Here is a 22036-nt window from a genome sequence, read left to right on the forward strand (position 1 = left end):
GCGGGTGGGCTCAGCCGCGGGCGCCGAGCAGGTGCTCGGTCGCGAGCTGCTGCAGGCGGACGAAGCCGAAGCCCTTTCCGCCGAGGTACGCCGACGCGTCGAAGTCCTCGTACGCCGATCGGTCTGCGAGCAGGTCGTCGTACGACTCGCCCTCGCCGAGCGTCGGCTGCGCGAGCTCGAGCACTCGCGCCGCCTCGAGCGCCTCCTGCACCTCGGGGTCGGCGCGGAACGCCGCGGCGCGCTCCTTGAGCAGCAGGTAGGTGCGCATGTTCGCGGCGGCCGAGTCCCAGACGCCGGTCTCGTCCTCGGTGCGCGACGGCTTGTAGTCGAAGTGGCGCGGGCCCTCGTAGGCCGGGCCGCCGTTGGGGCCGCCGAATTCGAGCAGGTCGACGAGCGCGAACGCGTTGTGCAGGTCGCCGTGGCCGAACACGAGGTCCTGGTCGTACTTGATGCCGCGCTGGCCGTTGAGGTCGATGTGGAAGAGCTTGCCGTGGTACAGCGCCTGGGCGATGCCGGCGGCGAAGTTGAGGCCCGCCATCTGCTCGTGCCCGACCTCGGGGTTCAGGCCGACGAGCTCGGGGCGCTCGAGCGACTCGATGAAGGCGAGCGCGTGGCCGACGGTGGGGAGCAGGATGTCGCCGCGGGGCTCGTTCGGCTTGGGCTCGATGGCGAAGCGGATGTCGTAGCCCTTGTCGGTCACGTAGTCGCCGAGCAGGTTGACGGCCTCGCGGTAGCGCTCGAGCGCCGAGCGGATGTCCTTCGCGGCGTCGTACTCGGCGCCCTCGCGGCCGCCCCACATGACGAAGGTCTTCGCGCCGAGCTCTGCGGCGAGGTCGATGTTGCGCAGCACCTTGCGGAGCGCGAAGCGGCGCACGGCGCGGTCGTTGGAGGTGAATCCGCCGTCCTTGAAGACGGGCGCGCTGAACAGGTTGGTCGTCACCATCGGCACGATTACGCCGGTGTCGGCGAGCGCGCCCTTCAGGCGGTCGATCTGCGTCTGCCGCTCGGCGTCGGTGGAGCCGAAGGCGAACAGGTCGTCGTCGTGGAAGGTGAGGCCGTAGGCACCGAGCTCGGAGAGCTTCTCGACCGCGTGCACGACGTCGAGCGCGTTGCGGGTCGGACCGCCGAAGGGGTCGGTGCCGTTGTAGCCCACGGTCCACAGGCCGAAGGAGAACTTGTCGTCGCGAGTGGGCGCGGTGGCCATGGAGATCCGCCTTTCAGCGTCATCGGTGATTTGTTGGCGGATCAAACATAACCGGATGGCACGGCCGCGCGCAACTCGACGTCGTGTCGTCCGGTGCCATTTGTTCTCAATTTCCACAAACACTTGCGAAACGCTTCGACATCTGCGTAGAGTGCCGGTCAGTCCCAATCGAAGCGTTTAGACGATGGAGTCGGCATGGCGAAGATCCACGAGGTGGCCAAGGCCGCCGGCGTGTCCATCAGCACCGTGTCGTACGCGCTGAGCGGCAAGCGCTCGATCTCCGCCGACACCCGGCGGCGCATCGAGGAGGCGGCACGCGAGCTCGACTACCGGCCGAACGCCGGTGCCCGCATGCTCGCCGGTCGTCGCACGCAGATCTTCGCGCTGACCGAGCCGTTCCGGGCCGACACGCACGCGCCGGCCCACATGGCGTTCGTGCTCGCGACCTCGATCGCCGCACGCCGGTACGAGTACGACATCCTGCTCCTCACCGAGGAGGAGGCGTCGGCCGGCATGCGCCGGGTCGCCTCGAGCGGGCTCGCCGACGGCGTGCTCGTGCTCGATGTCGCGCCCGACGACGAGCGCGTCGCCCTGGCGCGGCGCATCTCGCTGCCCACCGTGTTCATCGGCGTGCCCGACGACCACGAAGGGCTCGTCTGCGTCGACCTCGACTTCGAGGCGGCGTCGGCCCTCGCCGTCGACCGGCTCGCGGAGCTCGGCCACCGCTCGATCGGCTTCATCGGCCACCCGCCGACGTCGTACGAGAAGTCGAACTTCCCGCCCCGCGTCAAGCGCGGGCTCGAGGAGCGCGCGGCCGCACTCGGTCTCGCGTGCGCGGTCGCCCTCCCCGAGAGCGACGGCCCGCGGCGCACTCCGGTGCGCGCGGCGGTCCGCGAGCTCCTCGACGGCGGCGCCACCGCGCTCGTACTGCACTGCGACGACACGAGTCACGCCGTCGCGCTCGACGAGCTCGCGGCGCTCGGCCGCCGCGTGCCCGAGGACGTGTCGGTCGTCTCCGTGGGGGCGACCTTCGACACGTCCGCCTTCATCCCGCCGATCGACTCCGTCCCGCTCGTGCCGAGCGCGTCGTGCGAGCTCGCGGTCGAGCTCGCCATGCGCTTGGTCGACGGTGTCGAAGTGCCGCCCGGCGTCCGCCTGATCGCCCCCGAGTACCGCGAGCACGGCTCGACCGCGCCGCCGCCCCGCGCCTCGGCCTGACGGGAACCGGCCGCCCCGCGGCATCCGTTCGCCCGTAATCGAAGCGCTTCGACAATCTCGACCCGACACCCCACTCACCCACCCACCACCATCCGCCCCACCGGGTGGACACCCCGCACCACCCACACCAGGAGGTAGCAATGAAGCACACCAGAACCCTCGCCGTCGCGGCCTCGGTCGCGGCCGCGGCCCTCGTCCTCACCGGCTGCTCCGGCGGCGACGCGGGCGGCGACGAGAACACCCTCCGCCTCTGGCACTACGAGGGCGCCGACTCCGCCATGGGCATCGCGTGGGACCGCGCGATCGAGATCTTCGAGGAGGAGACCGGCGCGACGGTCGAGTTCGAGGAGAAGAGCTTCGAGCAGATCCGCTCGACGGCCAGCCAGGTGCTGAACTCCGACGAGGCGCCCGACATCCTCGAGTACAACAAGGGCAACGCGACCGCGGGCCTGCTCTCGAGCGAGGGCCTGCTGACCCCGCTCGACGACGTCGTCGACGAGTACGGCTGGGGCGACCTGCTCGCGCCGGCGCTGCAGACCACGGCGAAGTACGACGAGAACGGCATCATGGGCTCGGGCAGCTGGTACGGCGTGCCCAACTACGGCGAGTTCGTGCAGGTCTACTACAACAAGGACGCGTTCGCGGCCGCCGGCGTCGAGGTGCCGACCACGCTCGCCGAGTTCGAGGCCGTGCTGCAGACCTTCGCCGACCAGGGCACCACGCCGCTCACCACCTCGGCCGCCGAGTACCCGCTCGGCCAGCTCTGGTACCAGCTCGCGCTGAGCGAGGCCGACCGCCAGTTCGTGAACGACTACCAGCTGTACGAGAACCCGGTCGACTGGTCGGGCGACGAGATCACCTACGCGACCGAGACCGTGACGGACTGGGTCGACGCCGGCTACATCTCGACGGATGCCTCCGGCCTGAAGGCCGAGGACGCCGGCGTCGCGTTCATCAGCGGCGACGCGCCGATCTTCTACTCGGGCAGCTGGTGGTACGGCCGCTTCGCGAGCGAGATCACCGACTTCGAATGGGGCACGTTCCTCTTCCCCGAGGCCCAGCTCTCGCCGGGCTCCGCGGGCAACATGTGGGTCGTGCCCGAGCGCGCGAAGAACAAAGAGCTCGCGTACGAGTTCATCGACATCACGATGCGCCCCGAGATCCAGGCGCTGCTCGGCAACAACGGCGGCGTGCCCGTCGCGGCCGACGAGGCCGACATCACCGACGAGAAGTCGAAGGAGCTCATCGCGAACTTCAACGCGCTGAACGACAAGGACGGCATCTCGTTCTACCCCGACTGGCCCACGCCGACGTTCTACGACGAGCTGAACGCCGGGCTCCAGGAGCTCGTGAACGGCACGAAGACGCCGGCCGAGGTGCAGGAGCAGCTCGGCGAGCAGTACCAGTCGGGCGTCGACGACATCATCGGCTGACCCTTCGACGGGCTCAGGAACCACAGAACGGATGCCGCGGCGAAGTGCGTGCGCCGCGGCATCCGCCCCTCGGGGCCACGCCCCGACCAACCCCGCACGACCCGGACGGACCACCGGAAGGAACCACCATGACTGCCCTCGACACCAGGGCCGCGACGACGATCGAGGCCGCGGATGCCACGGGCGCCGGCCGCGTGTCGCGTCGCCGCCCGCGCGGGCCCGAGGAGGGGCTCATCCCCGGCGCCCGTCGCGGCACCTACTGGCTCTACCTCGTGCCCGGGCTCGCGCTGCTCGCCCTCATCGTGGTGGTGCCGCTGCTCTGGAACATCTACCTCACGTTCACCGAGTACCGCGGCATCCGCCCGCCCCAGTGGATCGGCCTCGAGAACTGGGTCGAGCTCATGGGCGACGAGGTGTTCTGGACCAGCTTCGCCAACTCGATCGCGATGATCCTCGCGATGGTGATCGTGCCGACGCTACTGGGCCTGCTGCTCGCCGCGATGCTGTTCGACCTCATCGGCCGCAAGTTCGGCGGCAAGCTCGCGAGCTTCCTGCGCGCGACGTACTACCTGCCGCAGATCCTGCCCGCGGTGATCGCCGCGATCGTGATCGGCTGGATCCTCCGCCCGCAGAACGGCGCGCTCAACCAGGTGCTGGAGGCGATCGGCCTCGGCCACCTCGCGCACAACTGGCTCGGCAGCCCCGACACGGCCCTGGCGAGCCTCATGGTGATCATGGTCTGGGTGCAGCTCGGCTACCCGATCGTGATCTTCATGGCCGCGCTGCAGCGGGTCGACCCCGAGCTGTACGAGGCGGCCGAGCTCGACGGCGCGAACTGGTTCCAGCGGTTCCGCGCGATCACGATGGGCATGATCCGCCCCGAGATCTTCGTCGTCACGCTCACGTGCACGATCGCGGCGCTCAAGGTGTTCGGCCCCGTCTACGCGCTGACCGGCGGCGGGCCCGGCACCTCGACGATCGTGCCCGCGTACTACGCGTACAGCGAGTTCTTCCAGTCGCAGCAGGTCGGCTACGGCGCGACCATCGCGACCGCGCTGACGGTCGTGATCGCCGCGGTGAGCGTGCTGTTCATCCTCGCCCAGCACCGCATGGAGAAGAAGGAGGCGGGTCGATGACCGCCATCGTCGAGGAGCTCGACCCCGAGCGCCGTGACATCGAGCTGCCGACGGGTGGCACGCCCGCGCGCCGCCCGCGTGGCCTGCGCCGCGACGTCCGCAGCACCGGCTCGCGCCGCCGCTCGGGCGGACCGGCCCGCCGCACGCCCGGCGACTGGGTCGTGCTGGTCGTCGCCGTCCTGCTCGGCTTCTTCATCGCCGTGCCGTTCCTGCTCATCCTCATCAACTCGTTCAAGTCGCCGGCCGACTACAACACGTCGGGCCCGCTGACGCTGCCGACCGAGTTCTACTTCGACGGCATCGTGGCGTTCTGGGAGCGCGTGAACTTCCCCGAGAAGCTCTGGAACAGCGTGTTCATCTCGGGGCTGGTCGCGGTGTTCGCCGTGCTGATCTCGATGTTCAACGCGTTCGCGCTCGGCATCGGGCGCGTGAAGGGCCGCCTCTGGATCGTCGTGATCATCCTGCTGGCGAACATGCTGCCGCAGGAGGTGCTGCTCTACCCGCTGTACTTCATGTTCAAGGAGGTCGGGCTGTACGACAGCCAGTGGGCGGTCATCATCATCTTCACCGTCATCCAGTCGGCCTTCGGCACGTACCTGCTCGCGTCGGTGTACTCGACGTTCCCGAAGGAGCTGCTCGAGGCGGCGTCGCTCGATGGGGCGTCGCGCTGGCAGATCCTCTGGCGCGTGGTGTTCCCGATCTCGCGGCCGACGCTGTCGGTCCTGCTCATCTTCTTCTTCATCTGGACGTGGAACGAGTTCCTGATCCCGCTGACCTTCCTCGTGTCGAACGCGACGCAGACGGTGCCGGTGGCGATCACGGTGCTGCAGGGCGACCGGCTGATGGATGTCACGACCACGAGCGCGTCGGCCCTGCTGGGCCTGATCCCGACGCTCGTCTTCTTCCTCATCTTCCAGCGCACCCTCACCAGGGGCATCACGGCAGGAGCGGTCAAGTAATGAAGTTCACCGATGGGTTCTGGCACGCCCGCCCCGGCGTCGAGGCGCTGTACGCGCAGGAGGCGCGCGACCTCGCGATCGAGGGCGAGGCGGCGGGCGGCCGTGACGAGCTGGTCGTCTGGGCGCCGACGCGCGTGATCGCGGCGCGCGGTGACACGCTGAACCGGCCGATGCTCACGGTCTCGCTCGCGAGCCCGGCCGAGGGCGTCATCCGGGTGCGCGTCGAGCACCACTGCGGCACTCCGCGCGACGTGGGTTTCGAGATCGCGGCGGATGACGCGTACCGCGCGTCGATCTCGGTCGACGACGAGGGCGGCGTGGTCGACGCGGGCTCGGTGCGCGCCCGCGTCCGGCGCGGGGCGCCGTGGGAACTGACGTTCGAGGACGCCTCCGGCGCCGCGCTCACGACGAGCGGCCACAAGTCGGTCGGGTACATGCGGCTCGCGCCCGGCGCACCCGTGGCCGCCGAGCCGACGGGCGTCACCGGCATCACGACGACCGGCCTCGCCGAGGCATCCGCGTACCTGCACACCCAGCTCTCGCTGGGCGTCGGCGAGTTCGTGTACGGGCTCGGCGAGCGCTTCGGGCCGCTCGTCAAGAACGGCCAGACGGTCGACATCTGGAACGCCGACGGCGGCACGTCGAGCGAGCAGTCGTACAAGAACGTGCCGTTCTACCTGACGAACCGCGGCTACGGCGTGCTCGTGAACCACGCCGGGCACGTGTCGTTCGAGGTCGGCTCCGAGGCCGTCGAGCAGGTGCAGTTCTCGGTCGCGGGGGAGTGCCTCGAGTACCTCGTGATCGCGGGCCCCACGCCCGCCGAGGTGCTCGACCGCTACACGAAGCTCACCGGCCGCCCGGCGCACGTCCCCGACTGGTCGTACGGCCTGTGGCTCTCGACGAGCTTCACGACCGACTACGACGAGGCGACGGTGAACGCCTTCATCGACGGCATGGCCGAGCGCGACATCCCGCTCGAGGTGTTCCACTTCGACTGCTTCTGGATGCGCGAGTTCCACTGGACCGACTTCCAATGGGACCCGGCGGTCTTCCCCGACCCGGAGGGCATGCTGGCGCGGCTGCACGATCGCGGCCTGCGCGTGAGCGCGTGGTTGAATCCGTACATCGCGCAGCGGTCGCAGCTGTTCCGCGATGGCGTCGAGCACGACTACCTCGTGAAGCGGGCGGATGGCTCGGTGTGGCAGTGGGATCTCTGGCAGGCCGGCATGGCACTCGTCGACTTCACCAACCCGGAGGCGACGCGCTGGTTCCAGGCGCATCTGCGCGGGCTCATCGACCAGGGCGTCGACGCGATCAAGACCGACTTCGGCGAGCGGATCCCGGTCGACGTGGTCTGGCACGACGGCAGCGACCCCGAGGCGATGCACCACCGCTACACGCAGTTGTACAACCGCGCGGTGTTCGACGTGCTCGAGGCCGAGCGCGGGCCGGGCGAGGCAGTGCTCTTCGCGCGGTCGGCGACGGCCGGCGGGCAGTCGATGCCGGTGCACTGGGGCGGCGACAACTCGTCGACGTTCACGTCGATGGCCGAGAGCCTGCGCGGCGGGCTCTCGCTCGCGCTCAGCGGCTTCGGCTACTGGAGCCACGACATCGGCGGCTTCGAGGGCGACCCCGACCCGGCGGTGTTCAAGCGCTGGCTCGCGTTCGGGCTGCTCTCGAGCCACTCGCGCCTGCACGGGTCGACGAGCTACCGCGTGCCGTGGGCGTTCGACACGGGCGACGAGGCGCCGGGGCAGTCGGCGGTCGAGGTCGCGCGCACGTTCGCGAAGCTCAAGGCGTCGCTGCGGCCGTACCTCGTCGCGGCCGGCGCGGAGGCGCATCGCACGGGCACGCCCGTGATGCGGCCCATGCAGCTGGCGTTCCCCGGCGACCCGGCCGTGGCCTACCTCGACCGGCAATACCTGCTCGGTCCCGACCTGCTGGTCGCGCCGGTGTTCTCGGCGTCGGGAGCGGTCGAGTACTACCTGCCGTCGGGGACGTGGACGAACTGGTTCACGCGCGAGACCGTCGAGGGCGGCGTCTGGCGTCGCGAGCAGCACGGATTCGACACGGTGCCGCTGTGGATCCGCGGCGGCGCCGTCATCCCCGTGGTCGATGTCGACGGAGTCGCCGGCGAGGTGCGCGGCTGACCCGCCGGCGCACGTCGTGTCGTGGCATTCGGTCGCGCAAGTTTCGGGGCTAGGATTCGAAACATGTCAACGGATGCCGCGACCGACCGCGTCACGCTCGCCGAGATCGCCGACGAGGCGGGCGTGTCGCTCTCGACGATCTCGAAGGTCCTGAACGGCCGGGCGGATGTCGCGGCGGCGACGCGCGCACGCGTCGAGCAGGTGCTCGCCGAGCGAGGCTACCGCCGGCGCGGCGGCGGCCGCTCGGAATCGCGCGCCGAGCTCATCGAGCTCGTGTTCCACGAGCTCGACCCGATCTGGTCGATGGAGCTCATCGACGGCGTCGAGTCGGTCGCGAAGCAGAACGGGCTCTCGGTCGTGCTGACGGTCAGCGGCAGCCGGCACTCGCCCGATCCCGACTGGATCGAGGGGGTCATGCGCCGCCGGCCCGTCGGCGTCGTGCTCGTGTTCAGCGACCTGGTGCCCGAGTACCGGGAGCAGCTGCACGCGCGCGCCATCCCGTTCGTGATCGTCGACCCGGCGGGCGACCCGTCGGCCGACGCGCCGTCGGTGGGCTCGGCGAACTGGTCGGGCGGGCTCGCCGCGACCCGGCACCTCATCGAGCTCGGCCACCGGCGCATCGCGGCGATCACCGGTCCGGCCGACATGATGTGCTCGCTCGCTCGGATCGACGGCCTGCGCTCGGCGATGAACTCGGCGGGCCTGCCCATCGACGAGTCGTGGATCCGCTTCGGGGACTTCCACGTGTCGGGCGGGCGCGACCGGGCGCGGGAGCTGCTCGACGCGCCCGCGGACGAGCGGCCGACGGCGATCTTCGCCGGCAGCGACATGCAGGCGCTCGGCGTGCTGGAGGCGGCGCGCGAGCGCGGCATCCGCGTGCCCGAGGACCTCTCGGTCGTCGGCTACGACGACATCCCGCTCGCGGCCTGGCTCACGCCCAAGCTCACGACGGTCCATCAGCCGCTGCGGCGCATGGGCGAGGAGGCGGCGAGGCTCGCCATCCGGCTGGCCGACGAACCGCTGGAGCCAGGTGCGCCGACGCCCCGCATGGACCTCGCGACGAGCCTCGTCGTGCGCGAGAGCACCGCGCCGCCGGCGGCCTGACGGCGCGGCAGGCCGTCCCCTCGCGATCGGGCGCCGGGCGCCCGATCACGTCAGTCCGGCGAACTCGGCCAGCCGCGCGAGACCCGGCGTCCGATGCGCCTGCAACCGGTCGAGCGCGTCGTCGAGCTCGGCGGTGCGCGGGTGATCCGGCGGGATGCGGGCCGGATTGAGCGCCACCGTGTCGGCCCAGGCCGCGATGTCGGGCTCGGAGCCGAACGCGGCGGCCGACCGGGCGCCCAGCACGGTCATCCGGGCCCACTCCGTCATCGAGTTCGCATAGGGCGACGGCGGGCACAGCCGGTTCCGCTCGGCGTCGTCGTCGCGGGTGGCCTCGACGTAGCCGACGAGCGCGGCGCCGAAGCAGGGGAACCCCGTGCGGATCGGCTGCAGCGTGATCGCCTCCGGCGTCCAGACGGGCACGAGCGGCGCCATCCGCAACCCCTCTCCGGCGCAGTGCACCACCAGGGCGTCGTCGGCGAGGGCCGCGACCGTGCCGTCGGCGAACTCGAGGCGGCCGGGCGCCACGGCCGCGAGATGGCCGTGGCGCAGCACGTTCGGGATGGAGCGCAGCAGGTCGAGCTCCCAGGCCGCGAGGGTCGGGGTGCGGGCCATGGTCGGCGCGACCGTCGGGTCGATGCGCAGCATCACGCCGGCGTCCTCGAGCCTGCCGAACATCTCGGCCGGCGAGGACGCCGCCTCGGCCGCCTGCATGGTGTCGGCGACCATGCCGAGGAAGACCGCGGGCTCGGGCTGCACGACGGCGCGGTTCAGCATCCACGGGTCACGTGGCCGCACCCAGCAGATCGCCTCCGGATCGACCCCGCGCGACAGGAGCCACACGCACGCGTCGGTGGCGGTCTTGCCCGATCCGACGATCACGTACTCGCCCGGCGGTTCGTGGAGGTGGGCGAGCTCGTTGACCGGGACCACCTTCACGCCGTCGGCGACGACGAACGGCGGCGCCATCTCGGCCGGGATCCGCGGTGAGAGGTGGTGGGCGTCGACCACGCGGCACCGGTCGGACACGAGGTGCTCCTCGCCCGACACCCGCGAGACGAACCGTCGACCGTCCTCGTCGACCTCGCATCCGGGGAAGAACTCCACGCGGCCCGACTCCAGCAGCCGTTCGGCGAGGATGCGCTCGTAGTACGCGCAGATCTCGGCGCGCGTGGCACGCTCCTGGAGTCCCGCCTCGGGTCCGCGGTGCTGCAGGCGGCCGCCGCCGAGCAGCGTCGACGCCACGCCGTAGAAGGCCGACGCCTGGTGCAGGCGCACGAACGGGTACGCCTCGAGCCAGTGCCCGCCCACGCCGTGGCGACGGTCCACGAGCGTCACGGTGATTCCGTCGGCGTGGTCGATCAGGGCGTCGGCGAACGCCATCCCGGTGGCGCCGGCGCCCACGACGAGGTAGTCCGTGTCGACCACGTGGGCCACGGGACCACTGAACCACGATCGGGGCGGCGGGTCCACCGTCGAGCGCGGCCGCAGCTCCGAATCAGGTCGGCGCGATCGTCGTCACCCCGCGGACGAGGCGGGGCGGGGCTCCGAATCGACCGGCCCGAGCTGCAGGTCGTCTCCGTCGGCATCCATGCAGACCTCGATATCGGCGGGCGCGACGATCGGAGCGGACGCGCCGGGCAGCACCAGGGTGACGCCCGTCGCCGCCGCGGGGAACTGGCAGCGGTCATCGCTCGCACGGTCGGCCGTCTGCGCGATCCGGGCCCAGATGTAGGCGCGCCCGCCGGGGGCGACCGTCACGACCTCTCCGGCCCGGCCGAACTCGTCGATCGTCGGCGAGCCGTCGAGGCCGTAGCCCACCGTCTCGATGGGACCCGACGCGCTGAGGAACGCCGCCTCGCTCGGGAACCCGGACAGCGGGCACGCCGCGGTGCCGGAGTTGGCGAGTGCAAGGTAGGCGGTGCTCGGCGCGGCCGGATCGGTTCCCCACTCGATCTGCGCGGTGAAGTCGTCCTGGCATCGAACGTCGTCGGATGGGGTCGGAGTCGGCGGGCCGGGCGTGACGGACGGCGCGGCCTCTGGTGGCGGCGACGCGGACGGCGTGCACGCGGTCAGTGACAGGCCGGCCCCGATCGCGAGCAGGCCGGTCAGGAGTGTGGATGGCGCAGGTCCCATGTCTCGAAGCATAGGCACATCCTTGCGCTATCGGCAGATATCTTCCTATAGTTCGGGTATGCCGCGACGACGACCAGGAGTCCTCCTCCCGCTGGAGGTGGCGATCCTCGATGCGGGATCGACCCTGCAGGCCGCCGACGGGTCGTTCTTCGGCTTCGGCCTGGCCCGGGCGCTGGCCGATCACGACGGGTCGGCCCTGCTCGCGCACGGCACGCTCTACAAGGCCCTGAGCCGGATGTCCGAGGCCGGGCTGCTGGAATCCGAGTGGGAGGCGGCCGAGGCGGCGGAGGCGGAGGGGCGCCCGCGCCGCCGGCTCTACCGGGTGACGGGCGCGGGTGAGGCGGCACTGCGTTTGTCGATCCGCGCCGCCTCGACGCCGAGCGGGTCGACCAGGCCGGCGATCGCATGAGCGTCGAGCGCAGCGGCCACTTCCACCGGGCGGCGCGCGGCGTCCTGCGTTGGACGATGACGTACACCCGTGGGATGGATGCGGGCGTCGCCGCGAGCCGGCAGGACGAGATCGCCTCCGACCTGCATGAGCACGCGATGTGGGCCGCCGAGGCCGGCGTCGGTCCTCGGCGCCTCGCGTGGTCGATCCGGCTGCGGGCCCTTCGCGGCGTGCCGGCCGACCTGACCTGGCGGTCCGCCGTGCTCCGGCGGGCCGATCCCGGCGTCCGCCTGGCGCTCCGAGCCGACGCGGCGATGCTCGCGGTGGTCGTGACGATCGGCGTGCTCGACGTCGCGCTGGGCGGGTTCGTGGCGTTCCGGCTCGTGCGCGCGCTCGTGATCGGCGATGTCTCGAGCATCCCGAGCCCCGCGCTCGGAGCGGTGATCCTCGGTCTCATCGCCCTGCTGGCGTTGCTCGCCATGGTCGATGCACGACAGCGTGCGTTGGCGACCCTCGCCCTGGCCGTCCCGACCGGGCTCATCCTCGTCGAGGCCGGCCGGGCGCTCTACGTGCTCAGTGCGAGCGCCGTCGTCCTCGTGAACCGGGTCCCGTGGTGGGAGCCTGCGACGTTCGCGATCGGTGCCGCGCTCGCGCTCGCGTGCGTCGCCGCCGCCATCCACTGGGCTCGGATACCGACGGCCGCACGGCCCGGGCGTCCGGCCGTGCTCGACAGCGAAGGAGACGAACGTGGCTGAGGTCGACGACCTGCTCGAGGCCGAACGCAACCGGCGGCGACCCGTCGTCACCCGTACCCGCGTGGCGCTGATCGTCGCGGTCGCCGCGACCGTCGTCGCGCTCGGGACGGGGGCGACGCTGGCGGCGACCGCGGTGACCTCGCTGATGCAGCACGAGGCCGGATCCAGCCCCGTCGCAGTGCCGAGCCCGACCGGGCGGGCGTCGTCGTCGCCGACGATCGAGCCCGACGCGGACGCCGTCGAGCCGACCCCGATCCCGACCCCGACCCCGACCGCGCCCCCGGCGGCGGCGGGGGCGCAGCCGGCGGTGGACGAGTCCGGCATCCCGTTCTTCGACGCGTCCACCGACATCGCGACCATCCCCCGGCCGGCGGATGACCCCGATCCGGCGAGCACCGAGACCTGGCTCACCCAGCACGGCATCATCGCCGACTGCATGCTCGAGAAGGGCTTCGACTACCGGTTCACGGTCTACTGGCTCATCCCGCCGGAGGCGTCGGTCGAGCAGCGACTGGCTGCGTTCAGTGGCCCCGCGGGCGGGACGGCCGAGTTCGAAGCGCTCCACGGCGTTCCCGAGTTCGGTCCCGACGACCCCGCCGTCGCCCCCGAGTATCGATGGGAGGACGCCGGCTGCGTCGGGTACGCCGTCCACGTCACGGGCATGGACGACGCCCACTGAGCCGCTCGCTCGTGTTCAGCCCGCGACCGGGATGGGGCGGGTGAGCGGCGGCTCGGGCGCCGCGCCCGCGCGGGCCGGAGCGAGCGCACGCTTCACCCGCCACGCGGCGAACACCGCGAGCAGGCTCACGCCGAGGTGCATGAGCAGGAAGCCGTCGGCGAGGCCCGCCCCGAGCAGCACGCCCGCGACGAGCGGCCCGGCCGCCGTGAACGCGGTCTGCAGCGCGGCCATCGCGCCGAGCGTCTGGCCGACCATGCCCTTGGGCGCGAGCGACGCGGTGAGCGGGTTGAGCACCGGGCTGTAGATCGTCTCGCCGACCGCGAACACGCCGTACATCATCACGAACAGCGCCGACGCGACGCCGGGCGCGAGCTGCGCGGCCGAGAGGCCGATCCACGCGATCACCCAGATCGTGCCGACCGCCATGAGCAGCACCGGGGCGCTGCGCTTCGCCGTCAGACGGACCACGACGACCTGGATCGCGACGATCACGATGCAGTTGACCGCCGCCGCGGTGCCGATCGCGGTGGGATCGACCCCGAGCACGGTGATGCCGTATGCCGGCAGCCCCGACTCGAACTGCGCGTAGAAGCCGAGCGCGAGCGTGATCGTGACGATCGCGGTCCAGCGCAGCGCCGGGTTTGCGAAGATGACGCGCAGGATGCCGCGCGAGCGCGCCTCGACGGCCGAGATCGCGCCGGTCGGGTCGGCCGCGAACTCGGTCGGCACGGGGGCGCCGCGGCCGGCGAGGGCGATGATGGCCGAGGAGACGACGAAGCCGCCCGCGGCCATGAGGAAGCCGACGTGCAGCCCGTCGGGCCGGTCGAGGTCGACGAGGTGCCCGGCGATGAACGCGCCCGCGGCCATGCCGAGCGCCTCGCCCGTGAACTTGTACGCGAACACCTTGCGGCGATCGTCGCTCGACGACCACTGCAGGGCGAGCACCTGCTTGGCGGGTGCGGCGGCCGACAGGCCCATCCCGAAGACGAGCATGCCCGCGAGGAACGCCGCGGGATCGTCGGCGAGGATCAACGAGGCCGCACCGGCCGCACCGATCAGCTGCGCGACGACGGCGACGCGCACCGGCGGGTACCGGTCGCTGAGCCGGCCGGCGATGGGTGCCGCGACGAGCGCGCCGACGGAGAAGAGCGACGCCGCACCCGCGGCGACGAGGGCGCCCCAGTCCCTCGTGTCGGCGGCATAGGCGTACTGGTAGGGCAGCACGCCGCCCCATCCCAGTGAACCGATGCTCGAGGCGAGGACGAGCAGCATCGCGCGCATGGGCGCACCCCTTTCACGTTGATCGCGGAGTCGACGGAGGTCGCGGCCCGCGGCCGCGACGATGGCGACGCCGGCGCGACCTCACATCGGCTTCGGCGTCGAATAGTTCGATATCGAAATCTTAGCAACCGAAAGAGGTGTGCGAGAATTCCCGCATGGCGAAGCGGAAGCCGAGCGCGGCCGAGCAGCACCGACGGGCGGTCAAGGCCTACGTCGCGGCGGGCGGCGAGGAGTCGGTGCAGCGCGTCATCACGGCGGTCGGAAGCCTCTCGCGCAAGCTCGACCAGTGGTACGCGCGTCAGCTCGCCGACCTCGGCATCACCCAGGGGGAGTGGGCGGTGGTCGCGACGCTCGCGAAGGCCGACGCCCCCCTCACCCCGAGCCAGCTCGCCGACCTCACGAACGTCGCCCCGTCGTCGATGACGCACCGGCTCGACAAGCTCGCCGAGCGCGGCTTCGTCGAGCGCACGCCCGACGCCGAGAACCGCACGCGCATCCTCGTCGCGCTGACGTCGGAGGGATGGGAGTTCTTCAGCCTCGCGATCCGCGGGTCCGACGTGGTCGAGTCCGACGTGCTGCAGGACCTCTCCGACGCCGACCGGGCCGAGCTCGCGCGCCTGCTCGAGGTCGTGATCGCCCGCCTCGACGACGTCGAGCCCTGACGCCGGCCGACGAGCGTCAGACCGGGTCGGGCATCGCACCGCCCGCCGCGAGATGGTCGAGGATCGCCTCGCGCCAGGAGGCGAGGTAGTCGGCGTAGCCGTCGGCCAAGCGTGCGAGCTCGGCCGCGGCATCGGGATGGATCGCGGTGAGGTCGTACTCGACCGTGACCCGGCACCCGTCGGGCAGGTCGGCCAGTTCGACGGTCACCGTGCCGGCCGTCCACCCGTCGGCGACGCGGGCGTAACGCACCCGGATGCCCGGGTCGGCGTCGAGCACGATCCACGTCGTCGGCCGGCCGGCGTCGTCGTCGGTGCGCCAGACCGTGCCCACCTCGAGGTCGTCGGCGACGTCGGCGAAGAACCGCGGAACCCAGCCGGGCACCCAGAGCTCCTCGCCGCGCGCCGTGAACAGCCGGAACGCGGCCCGGCGCGGGAGCGGGAGCTCGAACGCGTCGCGGACGACGGCGCGGTCGCCGGCGGGAGTCGGGGTCACCGTTCCGCCTCCGCTACTCGACCGACGGGGAAGGAGGAACGGCGGCGATCGCGTCGACCTCGACGAGGGCGCCCGGGCGGGCGGGTGCGACGGTGAGGACGGTGACGGCGGTTCGGCGGGTACCCCACACGGCGGCGCTCGCGGCGTACGCCTCGTTCGGATCGATGCCGGGCGCGAGGTGGATGTTCAGCTTCACCACGTGCTCGGGGCCGGTGCCCGCCGCGGCGAGTACGGCGAGCACGTTGCGCAGCGCCTGTTCGGTCTGCCCGCGCAGGCCCTCGAGCAGGGTGCCCGAGGCATCCGTGCCGTTCTGGCCGCCGACGAAGAGCAGCGGGCCCGCCGGCGCGATCATGCCCTGCGCGAAGGCCGGGCTGCGGTGCAGCCCGTCCGGGTCGACGGGGGTCACGTACGAGGTCATGGTGATTCACTCCTTCGTTCCATCGCGAGTCTCTCGCCGCCGTCCGACATCGGCAACGCGGGGTGGGAAGCGAGCGGCCGCCGTCAGGAGGGAGGCGAGTGCGCCAGGCTGAGCCGATCGAAATCGGCGGATGCCGGTGGCGCGCCGGGTTCGCGATGGGCGGGATCGACGACGAAGATGCCGCCGACCACACCGACGAACCCGCCCCCATGGCTCGGGCTGAGCGGTGAGAGGTCGGCGCGGCCGACCTCGATGCGCTCCTCGCCGCCTTCGACGACGGCGACGGCCTCGAAGTCCCGGATCTCGAGGGCGAGGCCGAGACGGGCGCTGTCGACGGCGACGGTGCCCAGAATGTGATCGCCGCCGTCGAGGTGGATCGCGAGCTGCACGACGCGGCCGGCCATGCCGGCACGGGCGCTGAACGTGACGTATCGGCGTTCCGAGAGCCGCAGTGCGAGTCCGGCGTGCAGGCCGGCGGACGCGACATCCGGCATCTCGAGCACCGTCGTCAGGGTCGCGACCCGCTGCTCCAGCCGGAAGCCTGCGAATGCGTGCGCCGCCCGCTCGTGCAGTCCGCCGGAGGCGGCGTGGAGACGCAGGTGTCCCGGCCGCTCGCCGAGTTGCGCCCTGTTCCCGCCGACGGCGGTGCGCAGCGTCACCAGGTCGGGGTGCAGCGTCGGCCCGTCGAATTCGTCGGTGAGCGAGCCCCGGATGGCGGTGGGCCGGTCGGCCCACGGCACCTCCACCTCCTCCGACAATCGGCCGGAGCCCGGTGCGAAGACCGGCCAGCCGTCTTCGAAGGCGACGGGAACCAGCCACGTCTCACGGCCCTGCAGGGCGTCGGCGGCGCCTCCGCCGAGGGGCAGCCGCCGGGTGGCGAGCACGGTCGCCCACCACCCGCCCCGACCGTCGTCGACGAGGTCGGCGTGGCCGACGTTCGCGACCGGGACATCGCCGCCGAGGTGGCGGTGGGTGAGCAGGGGATTCGCTCGCGAGCCGGTGAAGGGTCCCGTGGGGTGCGGCCCGCGTGCGGCACTCACGGCATGGTGGCGCTCGGTGCCGCCCTCGCTGGCCACGAGCAGCACGTCGGACGCCCCGCGATAGAGGTGCGGGCCCTCGGCCCAGACCGCGCCCTCGACGGCGCCGTGCCAGACGACATGCTCGTCGCCGACGAGCGACATCGTCGTCAGGTCGAGCTCCCGCACCCACACCTCAGTCTGCTCCGGCCAGTCGCCGGGGTCGGCCGGCCGGGTGCCGCTCCACCACGCCCGCCCGTCGCCGTCGAACAAGATCGACGGGTCGATGCCCGGGGCATCCTCGATCCAGGCCGGATCCGACCAGGGCCCGGCCGGGTCCGTCGCCGTCAGCACGAAGCTGCCCTGTCGGCCCTCGCCGCCGACGAGCGTGCAGGCGACGAAGAACCGGCCGTCGTGGTGGCGGATCGTCGGCGCGAACAGTCCGCCGGACGCCGGCACCGTCGACAGGTCCAGCTGGTCTTCACGGTGCACCGCGTGCCCCACGAGCTCCCACTCGACGAGATCGCGGGAGCGGTGCACCGGCAGGCCGGGGAAGTACTCGAAGGTCGAGGTGACCACGAAGAACTCGTCGCCGACACGGCAGATGCTGGGATCGGGATGGAACCCTGGCAGCACCGGGTTCCGCGCGGCGGTCACGGCGAGACGGTGCCGCGCGGCGCTGCGGACCAGACCGGGTGGAGGGCACGGGTGTGATCGACCACGCGCACGGGCCCGACCAGTTCCACGCTCGCCTGCAGGGGCAGGTCGGTGCTCGACCGCCCGAAGCTCAGCACGAGCGCGCCGGGTTCCACGATCCGCCGGCCGTCGCGCCCCGTGAACGAGGCGACGTCGGCCGGTACCTCGACGCCCAGCCGCGCGGCTCCGCCGGGCTCGAGTTCGACGCGCTGGAACCCGATCAGCCGCTGCACCGGCCGGACCACGGAGGCCACCGGGTCGTGCAGGTACAGCTGGACGATCTCTGCTCCCGCCCGGTCGCCGGTGTTCTGCACCGTGAGCGACATCCGCACGGCGCCATCGGTGCTCGCCTCGACCTCCTCGACGCGCAGGTCGCTCCACGCGAACGAGGCGTAGCCGAGTCCGTGGCCGAACGGATAGCGGGCCGTCGGGTCGATGCTGGACACCTCGCTGCGCCGGCCGAGGGTCGACGCCAGGTAGGTCGACGGCTGGGCGCCGGACGTGGCGGGCACGCTGATCGGAAGGCGCCCGCTCGGGTTCACGCGGCCCGAGAGGATCGCGGCCACGGCGCGGGTCCCCTCCTCGCCCGGGAAGAACGCCTGGACGATGCCGGCGGCGCGTTCCGGCGCCGTGCCGAGGACGTACGGGCGGCCGGCGAGCAGCGCGAGCACGGTCGGCGTGCCGGCGTCGAGCACCGCTTCGAGCAGCGAAGCCTGCGCGCCGGGCAGGTCGAGGGTCTCCGCGTCGCAGCCCTCCCCGCTCGTGCCCCGACCGAAGAGGCCGGCCCGGTCGCCGAGCGCGAGCACGACGATGTCGGCGGATCGCGCGAGTGCCACGGCCTCCGGAATGCGGTCGCTCTCGCCGCCGTCGATCGAGGTGCCCGATGCCACGGTGATCTCGGCCGCAGGGAATTCGGCGCGCAGGGCCTCGACCAGGGTCGGCAGTTCGATGCCCAGCCCGCTCTCGGGGTGGTGCACGCCGACGTGGGTGGGGAACGCATAGCAGCCGAGCACCGCGAGCGGGTCGTCGGCCGTCGGGCCGATCACCGCGATCCGTTCGGGGGCCGCCAGGGGCAGCGTGCCGTCGTTGTGGAGCAGCACGATCGCCTGCTCGGCGATGCGACGGGCGAGCGCGCGGTTCTCCACGGGATCGAGGTCGATGGCGCCCTGGGCGGCGTCCGCGGCGGCGGGCGGGGCCGGATCGTCGAGCAGGCCAACGTCGATCTTCTGCACGAGCACCCGGTGGAGCGCCCGATCGATGACCTCCTCGTCGAGGCGGCCGTCGGCGATCGCCCGCACGAGCGGCTCGCCGAACGCGTGCACCGTCGGCAGTTCCACGTCGATGCCCGCCTCGAGCGCCGCCGCCGCGGCGTCGCCGAGGTCTCCGGCGGTGCCGTGCAGGGTCTGGAGGAAGGCCACGGAGAAGTAGTCGGCGACGACGGTGCCCTCGAAGCCCCAGGTGCCGCGCAGCAGGCCCGTGAGGAGGTCTCGGTCCGCCGCGGTGGGCACGCCGTCGAGGTCGGTGTACGCGTTCATCACCGAACGGGGTCGCGCATCGCGCACGACCATCTCGAACGGCGGAAGCAGCACGTCGGCGAGCTCCCGCGGGCCGACCGCCACCGGCGCCAGGTTGCGACCCGCCCGCGATGCCGAGTACCCGACGAAGTGCTTCAGCGTGGCCACGATGCCGGAGGCCTCGAGTCCGCGCACGTAGGCCGTGCCGATCGTGCCCACGAGGTACGGGTCCTCGCCCATGGTCTCCTCGACGCGGCCCCACCGGGCGTCGCGCACGACGTCCAGTACCGGCGCCAGCCCCTGGTGCACGCCGACCGAGCGCATGTCGGCGCCGATGCGGCGGGCCATCTGCTCGATGAGCTCGGGGTCGAAGGTCGCGCCCCACGACAGCGGGACCGGGTAGGCGGTCGCGCCGAACGCGGCGAAGCCCGCCAGGCACTCCTCGTGCACGAGCGCCGGGATCCCGAACCGGCTCGACGCGACGATGCGTTCCTGGAGCCGGGCGAGCGACTGCGCTCCGAGGGCCGCGTCGACCGGGGCGGTGCCGAAGGCGCGCGTGACCTGGCCGAGCCCCATCGGCAGGAGCGCGTCGAGGTCCACGCTGCCGCTCATCTCGTGCTGGTGCGGGGCCACGTCGGCGCCATCGGCGGATGCGCCGATCCAGATGCCGTAGAGCTGGGCGATCTTCTCTTCGAGGGAGAGCTCGGCGATGAGTGCGTCGGCCCGGGCTCCGGCGGGACGCGAGGTATCGCGCCATGGGGCGTCGGTCGCCGATGCGACGTCCGTGGTCTGCGTATCGGTCATCAGGTGGGTCTCTCGCGTGGTCCGGGTCTCGGTCATCGGGGCGGCATCGGTCGTGCCCGTGGCATCCGCCAGCGCTTCGCTCATCCCTTCACCGCCCCGGTCAGGCCGCCGACGATGCGGCGTTCGAAGATGCTGAAGAAGATGAGCGCGGGGATCATCGACAGCGAGGTGAAGGCGAGCACCTTGGCGGTGTCGACGGAGTACTGCGATGCGAAGGCCTGCACGCCGAGCGGGAGGGTGAAGGACGCCTCGTCGTTCAGGATGAACAACGGCAGGATGTAGCTGTTCCAACTCGCGATGAAGGCGAGGATGCCCACGGTGATGACGCCCGGCAGCGCCAGGGGGATGACCATGCGCCAGAAGAAGCCGAGGCGGGACGCGCCGTCGATGGCGGCGGCTTCCTCGATCTCGTCGGGGATGGCACGCAGGAACGGCACCAGGATGATGATGGTCGCGGGAAGCGCGAAGGCGATCTGGGGCAGGATGATGCCGGCCAGCGAGTTCATCAGGCCGAGGTTGCGTACCACGATGTACAGGGGCGTGATCGCCACGGTCATCGGGAACATGAGGCCCGCGGCGAAGACGGCGTAGAGCAGCCCCTGCATCCGGAACCGGTAGCGCGCGAGCACGAAGCTGGCCATCAGGCCGAGGACGACGACCCCGACCGTGGTCACGACGGCCGCCACCGTGGAGTTCGCCACCTCGCCCCAGAAGGTGGTGCTCGCGAGCACGTCGGCGTAGTTCTCGGTCACCCAGGGCGACGGCATTCCCGACGGGTCGGCGGTGATCTGCGCGTTGGTGCGGAAGCCGCCGATGATGATGTAGAGGATCGGTCCCAGCATCAGGGCGATGACGATGAGGGCCCCGAAGTAGATGGCCGGACTGCCCCAGGGGAGCGCACCGTTGCCGCGAAGCCGTCGGGCCGGTGGAATGGCGAGAGTCGAGGCGGTCATCGCTCGCTCCGATCGGTGAGGGCGCCGGCCGTGTCCCGCCGCAGCACGAAGCGCTGGTAGACGAGGGCGACGACGAGTGAGATGAGGAAGAGCACCACCGCCACGGCATTCCCGTAGCCGTAGTTGCCTGCGTTGCGGCCGTTGGCGACCATGTACGTCGCCATGGTCGAGGTGCCCGCGGTCGAGGCGATGTACTGACCCCAGATGATGTAGACGAGGTCGAACAGCTGCAATGAGCCGATGATCGACAGGAACGCCCAGATGCGCAGGGTCGGGCCGAGCAGCGGCAGCGTGATGCGGCGCTGGATCTGCCAGTAGGAGGCGCCGTCGATCTGGGCCGCCTCGGTGAGTTCCTGCGGGATGCCCTGGAGGCCGGCGAGGAAGAGGATGACGGCGAAGCCGATGTACTTCCAGGTGATGATCCCGAGGAGGGTCCAGATCGCGAGGTCAGGGTTGGAGAGCCAGTCCTGCGCGAGGGCGCCGAGGCCGATCTTCTCGAGCAGTCCGTTGAGTGCGCCGTCGGTCTGGAGCATGAGGCTCCAGCCGGTCCCGACGACGACCTCGGCGAGGACGTAGGGCACGAAGATGAGCACGCGGATGGCCGACTGTCCCCGCATGGGGCGGTTCAGCAGCAGCGCGAGCAGCAGTGCGAGGGGCCCCTGCACCACGAGCGACATCACGACGATGAAGAAGTTGTGCCCGAGCGCCTCGTGGAAGGCCGGGTCCTGCAGGATCGTGACGTAGTTCTGCAGGCCGATGAAGTCGGTCGGGGGGCCGTAGCCCTTCCAACGGAAGAATCCGTAGTACCCGGCCATGACGACCGGGAAGATGACGAAGCCGAGGAAGATGACGAGGGCCGGGCCGACGAGGAGGGCGATCTCGACGATCTTCCGCCAGTCGCGCCTGCCGCGTCCCCGAGTCGACGCCGCCGGTGCGGTGGCCCGGCGCACGGCCGGGGACGACAGGTCGTCCCCGGCCCGAACGCCGTCCGCCGAGGCTCGCCTCGTCGAGGGAGCGCTGGTGCGAACGTTCATGGTGCC

The 22036-nt window shown here is 71.6% G+C and carries 20 protein-coding genes; 10 read left to right on the forward strand and 10 right to left on the reverse strand.

Annotated elements, in window-relative coordinates; genetic code table 11:
* Window positions 1–10 precede the first annotated feature (10 nt).
* A complete protein-coding gene (xylA, locus tag AC3RKB_RS10840; RefSeq protein ID WP_491436156.1) occupies window positions 11–1204 on the reverse strand; it encodes a xylose isomerase in 1194 nt (397 codons plus the stop codon).
* A 195-nt stretch (window positions 1205–1399) separates the two neighbouring features.
* Between xylA and AC3RKB_RS10845 the strand changes: the two genes are divergently transcribed.
* The 6 genes from AC3RKB_RS10845 to AC3RKB_RS10870 all read left to right on the forward strand — a co-directional run bounded on the left by AC3RKB_RS10845 (window position 1400) and on the right by AC3RKB_RS10870 (window position 9204).
* Window positions 1400–2422, forward strand: coding sequence for a LacI family DNA-binding transcriptional regulator (locus tag AC3RKB_RS10845; protein WP_491436157.1), 1023 nt, complete (start codon window positions 1400–1402; stop codon window positions 2420–2422).
* Window positions 2423–2562: 140 nt separating this feature from the next.
* On the forward strand, window positions 2563–3855 hold the full coding sequence (locus AC3RKB_RS10850; protein ID WP_491436158.1) for an ABC transporter substrate-binding protein: 1293 nt from the start codon (window positions 2563–2565) through the stop codon (window positions 3853–3855).
* 128 nt (window positions 3856–3983) lie between these two features.
* The gene (locus AC3RKB_RS10855; RefSeq protein WP_491436159.1) at window positions 3984–4991 is read left to right on the forward strand and encodes a carbohydrate ABC transporter permease; all 1008 of its coding nucleotides are present in this window, start codon (window positions 3984–3986) and stop codon (window positions 4989–4991) included.
* Window positions 4988–5950 carry a carbohydrate ABC transporter permease gene (locus tag AC3RKB_RS10860; protein WP_491436160.1) on the forward strand — a complete coding sequence of 321 codons (963 nt, stop codon included), beginning with the start codon at window positions 4988–4990 and terminating at the stop codon, window positions 5948–5950. Before AC3RKB_RS10855 ends, AC3RKB_RS10860 begins: the two co-directional genes overlap by 4 nt.
* Window positions 5950–8100, forward strand: coding sequence for an alpha-xylosidase (gene yicI / locus AC3RKB_RS10865; RefSeq protein WP_491436161.1), 2151 nt, complete (start codon window positions 5950–5952; stop codon window positions 8098–8100). Before AC3RKB_RS10860 ends, yicI begins: the two co-directional genes overlap by 1 nt.
* A 63-nt stretch (window positions 8101–8163) precedes the next feature.
* Window positions 8164–9204 (forward strand): LacI family DNA-binding transcriptional regulator, encoded by a 1041-nt coding sequence (locus tag AC3RKB_RS10870; protein ID WP_491436162.1) that lies wholly within the window; start codon window positions 8164–8166, stop codon window positions 9202–9204.
* Window positions 9205–9249: 45 nt separating this feature from the next.
* Here the strand turns inward: AC3RKB_RS10870 and AC3RKB_RS10875 are convergent, their stop codons facing one another.
* On the reverse strand, window positions 9250–10638 hold the full coding sequence (locus tag AC3RKB_RS10875) for an NAD(P)-binding protein (RefSeq protein WP_491436163.1): 1389 nt from the start codon (window positions 10636–10638) through the stop codon (window positions 9250–9252).
* A gap of 81 nt (window positions 10639–10719) precedes the next feature.
* A complete protein-coding gene (locus AC3RKB_RS10880; protein ID WP_491436164.1) occupies window positions 10720–11337 on the reverse strand; it encodes a DUF4232 domain-containing protein in 618 nt (205 codons plus the stop codon).
* A 58-nt stretch (window positions 11338–11395) separates the two neighbouring features.
* Between AC3RKB_RS10880 and AC3RKB_RS10885 the strand changes: the two genes are divergently transcribed.
* The 3 genes from AC3RKB_RS10885 to AC3RKB_RS10895 are packed head-to-tail and all read left to right on the forward strand — an operon-like array spanning window position 11396 to window position 13159.
* Complete coding sequence (locus AC3RKB_RS10885) at window positions 11396–11746, forward strand: PadR family transcriptional regulator (RefSeq protein ID WP_491436165.1); 351 nt, start codon at window positions 11396–11398, stop codon at window positions 11744–11746.
* Window positions 11743–12480 (forward strand): hypothetical protein, encoded by a 738-nt coding sequence (locus tag AC3RKB_RS10890; protein ID WP_491436166.1) that lies wholly within the window; start codon window positions 11743–11745, stop codon window positions 12478–12480. The genes AC3RKB_RS10885 and AC3RKB_RS10890 overlap by 4 nt, the downstream gene beginning before the upstream one ends.
* On the forward strand, window positions 12473–13159 hold the full coding sequence (locus tag AC3RKB_RS10895) for a hypothetical protein (protein ID WP_491436167.1): 687 nt from the start codon (window positions 12473–12475) through the stop codon (window positions 13157–13159). Before AC3RKB_RS10890 ends, AC3RKB_RS10895 begins: the two co-directional genes overlap by 8 nt.
* A 15-nt stretch (window positions 13160–13174) precedes the next feature.
* On the opposite strand, the gene AC3RKB_RS10900 is transcribed toward AC3RKB_RS10895, so the two are convergent.
* Window positions 13175–14440 (reverse strand): MFS transporter, encoded by a 1266-nt coding sequence (locus tag AC3RKB_RS10900; protein ID WP_491436168.1) that lies wholly within the window; start codon window positions 14438–14440, stop codon window positions 13175–13177.
* A 155-nt stretch (window positions 14441–14595) separates the two neighbouring features.
* Between AC3RKB_RS10900 and AC3RKB_RS10905 the strand changes: the two genes are divergently transcribed.
* Window positions 14596–15102 carry a MarR family winged helix-turn-helix transcriptional regulator gene (locus AC3RKB_RS10905; protein WP_491436169.1) on the forward strand — a complete coding sequence of 169 codons (507 nt, stop codon included), beginning with the start codon at window positions 14596–14598 and terminating at the stop codon, window positions 15100–15102.
* 16 nt (window positions 15103–15118) lie between these two features.
* On the opposite strand, the gene AC3RKB_RS10910 is transcribed toward AC3RKB_RS10905, so the two are convergent.
* The 6 genes from AC3RKB_RS10910 to AC3RKB_RS10935 form a co-directional block, all read right to left on the reverse strand.
* Window positions 15119–15595: an SRPBCC family protein gene (locus tag AC3RKB_RS10910; protein ID WP_491436170.1), complete on the reverse strand. Its 477-nt coding sequence runs from the start codon at window positions 15593–15595 to the stop codon at window positions 15119–15121.
* A 13-nt stretch (window positions 15596–15608) separates the two neighbouring features.
* On the reverse strand, window positions 15609–16013 hold the full coding sequence (locus AC3RKB_RS10915; RefSeq protein WP_491436171.1) for a RidA family protein: 405 nt from the start codon (window positions 16011–16013) through the stop codon (window positions 15609–15611).
* A gap of 83 nt (window positions 16014–16096) precedes the next feature.
* The gene (locus tag AC3RKB_RS10920; RefSeq protein WP_491436172.1) at window positions 16097–17686 is read right to left on the reverse strand and encodes a glycoside hydrolase family 43 protein; all 1590 of its coding nucleotides are present in this window, start codon (window positions 17684–17686) and stop codon (window positions 16097–16099) included.
* Window positions 17683–20043: a beta-xylosidase/alpha-l-arabinosidase gene (locus tag AC3RKB_RS10925; RefSeq protein WP_491436812.1), complete on the reverse strand. Its 2361-nt coding sequence runs from the start codon at window positions 20041–20043 to the stop codon at window positions 17683–17685. The genes AC3RKB_RS10920 and AC3RKB_RS10925 overlap by 4 nt, the downstream gene beginning before the upstream one ends.
* An 80-nt stretch (window positions 20044–20123) precedes the next feature.
* Window positions 20124–20996, reverse strand: coding sequence for a carbohydrate ABC transporter permease (locus AC3RKB_RS10930; RefSeq protein WP_491436173.1), 873 nt, complete (start codon window positions 20994–20996; stop codon window positions 20124–20126).
* On the reverse strand, window positions 20993–22030 hold the full coding sequence (locus AC3RKB_RS10935) for a carbohydrate ABC transporter permease (protein WP_491436174.1): 1038 nt from the start codon (window positions 22028–22030) through the stop codon (window positions 20993–20995). The genes AC3RKB_RS10930 and AC3RKB_RS10935 overlap by 4 nt, the downstream gene beginning before the upstream one ends.
* Between the last annotated feature and the right edge of the window lie 6 nt (window positions 22031–22036).

It is taken from the genome of Agromyces capsici (assembly GCF_058349965.1).

Coding starts and splice junctions, on each gene's coding strand:
- xylA (WP_491436156.1), bottom strand. CDS start 1,204: ATGGCCACCGCGCCCACTCGCGACGACAAGTTCTCCTTCGGCCTGTGG.
- AC3RKB_RS10845 (WP_491436157.1), top strand. CDS start 1,400: ATGGCGAAGATCCACGAGGTGGCCAAGGCCGCCGGCGTGTCCATCAGC.
- AC3RKB_RS10850 (WP_491436158.1), top strand. CDS start 2,563: ATGAAGCACACCAGAACCCTCGCCGTCGCGGCCTCGGTCGCGGCCGCG.
- AC3RKB_RS10855 (WP_491436159.1), top strand. CDS start 3,984: ATGACTGCCCTCGACACCAGGGCCGCGACGACGATCGAGGCCGCGGAT.
- AC3RKB_RS10860 (WP_491436160.1), top strand. CDS start 4,988: ATGACCGCCATCGTCGAGGAGCTCGACCCCGAGCGCCGTGACATCGAG.
- yicI (WP_491436161.1), top strand. CDS start 5,950: ATGAAGTTCACCGATGGGTTCTGGCACGCCCGCCCCGGCGTCGAGGCG.
- AC3RKB_RS10870 (WP_491436162.1), top strand. CDS start 8,164: ATGTCAACGGATGCCGCGACCGACCGCGTCACGCTCGCCGAGATCGCC.
- AC3RKB_RS10880 (WP_491436164.1), bottom strand. CDS start 11,337: ATGGGACCTGCGCCATCCACACTCCTGACCGGCCTGCTCGCGATCGGG.
- AC3RKB_RS10885 (WP_491436165.1), top strand. CDS start 11,396: ATGCCGCGACGACGACCAGGAGTCCTCCTCCCGCTGGAGGTGGCGATC.
- AC3RKB_RS10890 (WP_491436166.1), top strand. CDS start 11,743: ATGAGCGTCGAGCGCAGCGGCCACTTCCACCGGGCGGCGCGCGGCGTC.
- AC3RKB_RS10900 (WP_491436168.1), bottom strand. CDS start 14,440: ATGCGCGCGATGCTGCTCGTCCTCGCCTCGAGCATCGGTTCACTGGGA.
- AC3RKB_RS10905 (WP_491436169.1), top strand. CDS start 14,596: ATGGCGAAGCGGAAGCCGAGCGCGGCCGAGCAGCACCGACGGGCGGTC.
- AC3RKB_RS10915 (WP_491436171.1), bottom strand. CDS start 16,013: ATGACCTCGTACGTGACCCCCGTCGACCCGGACGGGCTGCACCGCAGC.
- AC3RKB_RS10925 (WP_491436812.1), bottom strand. CDS start 20,043: ATGACCGATACGCAGACCACGGACGTCGCATCGGCGACCGACGCCCCA.
- AC3RKB_RS10930 (WP_491436173.1), bottom strand. CDS start 20,996: ATGACCGCCTCGACTCTCGCCATTCCACCGGCCCGACGGCTTCGCGGC.
- AC3RKB_RS10935 (WP_491436174.1), bottom strand. CDS start 22,030: ATGAACGTTCGCACCAGCGCTCCCTCGACGAGGCGAGCCTCGGCGGAC.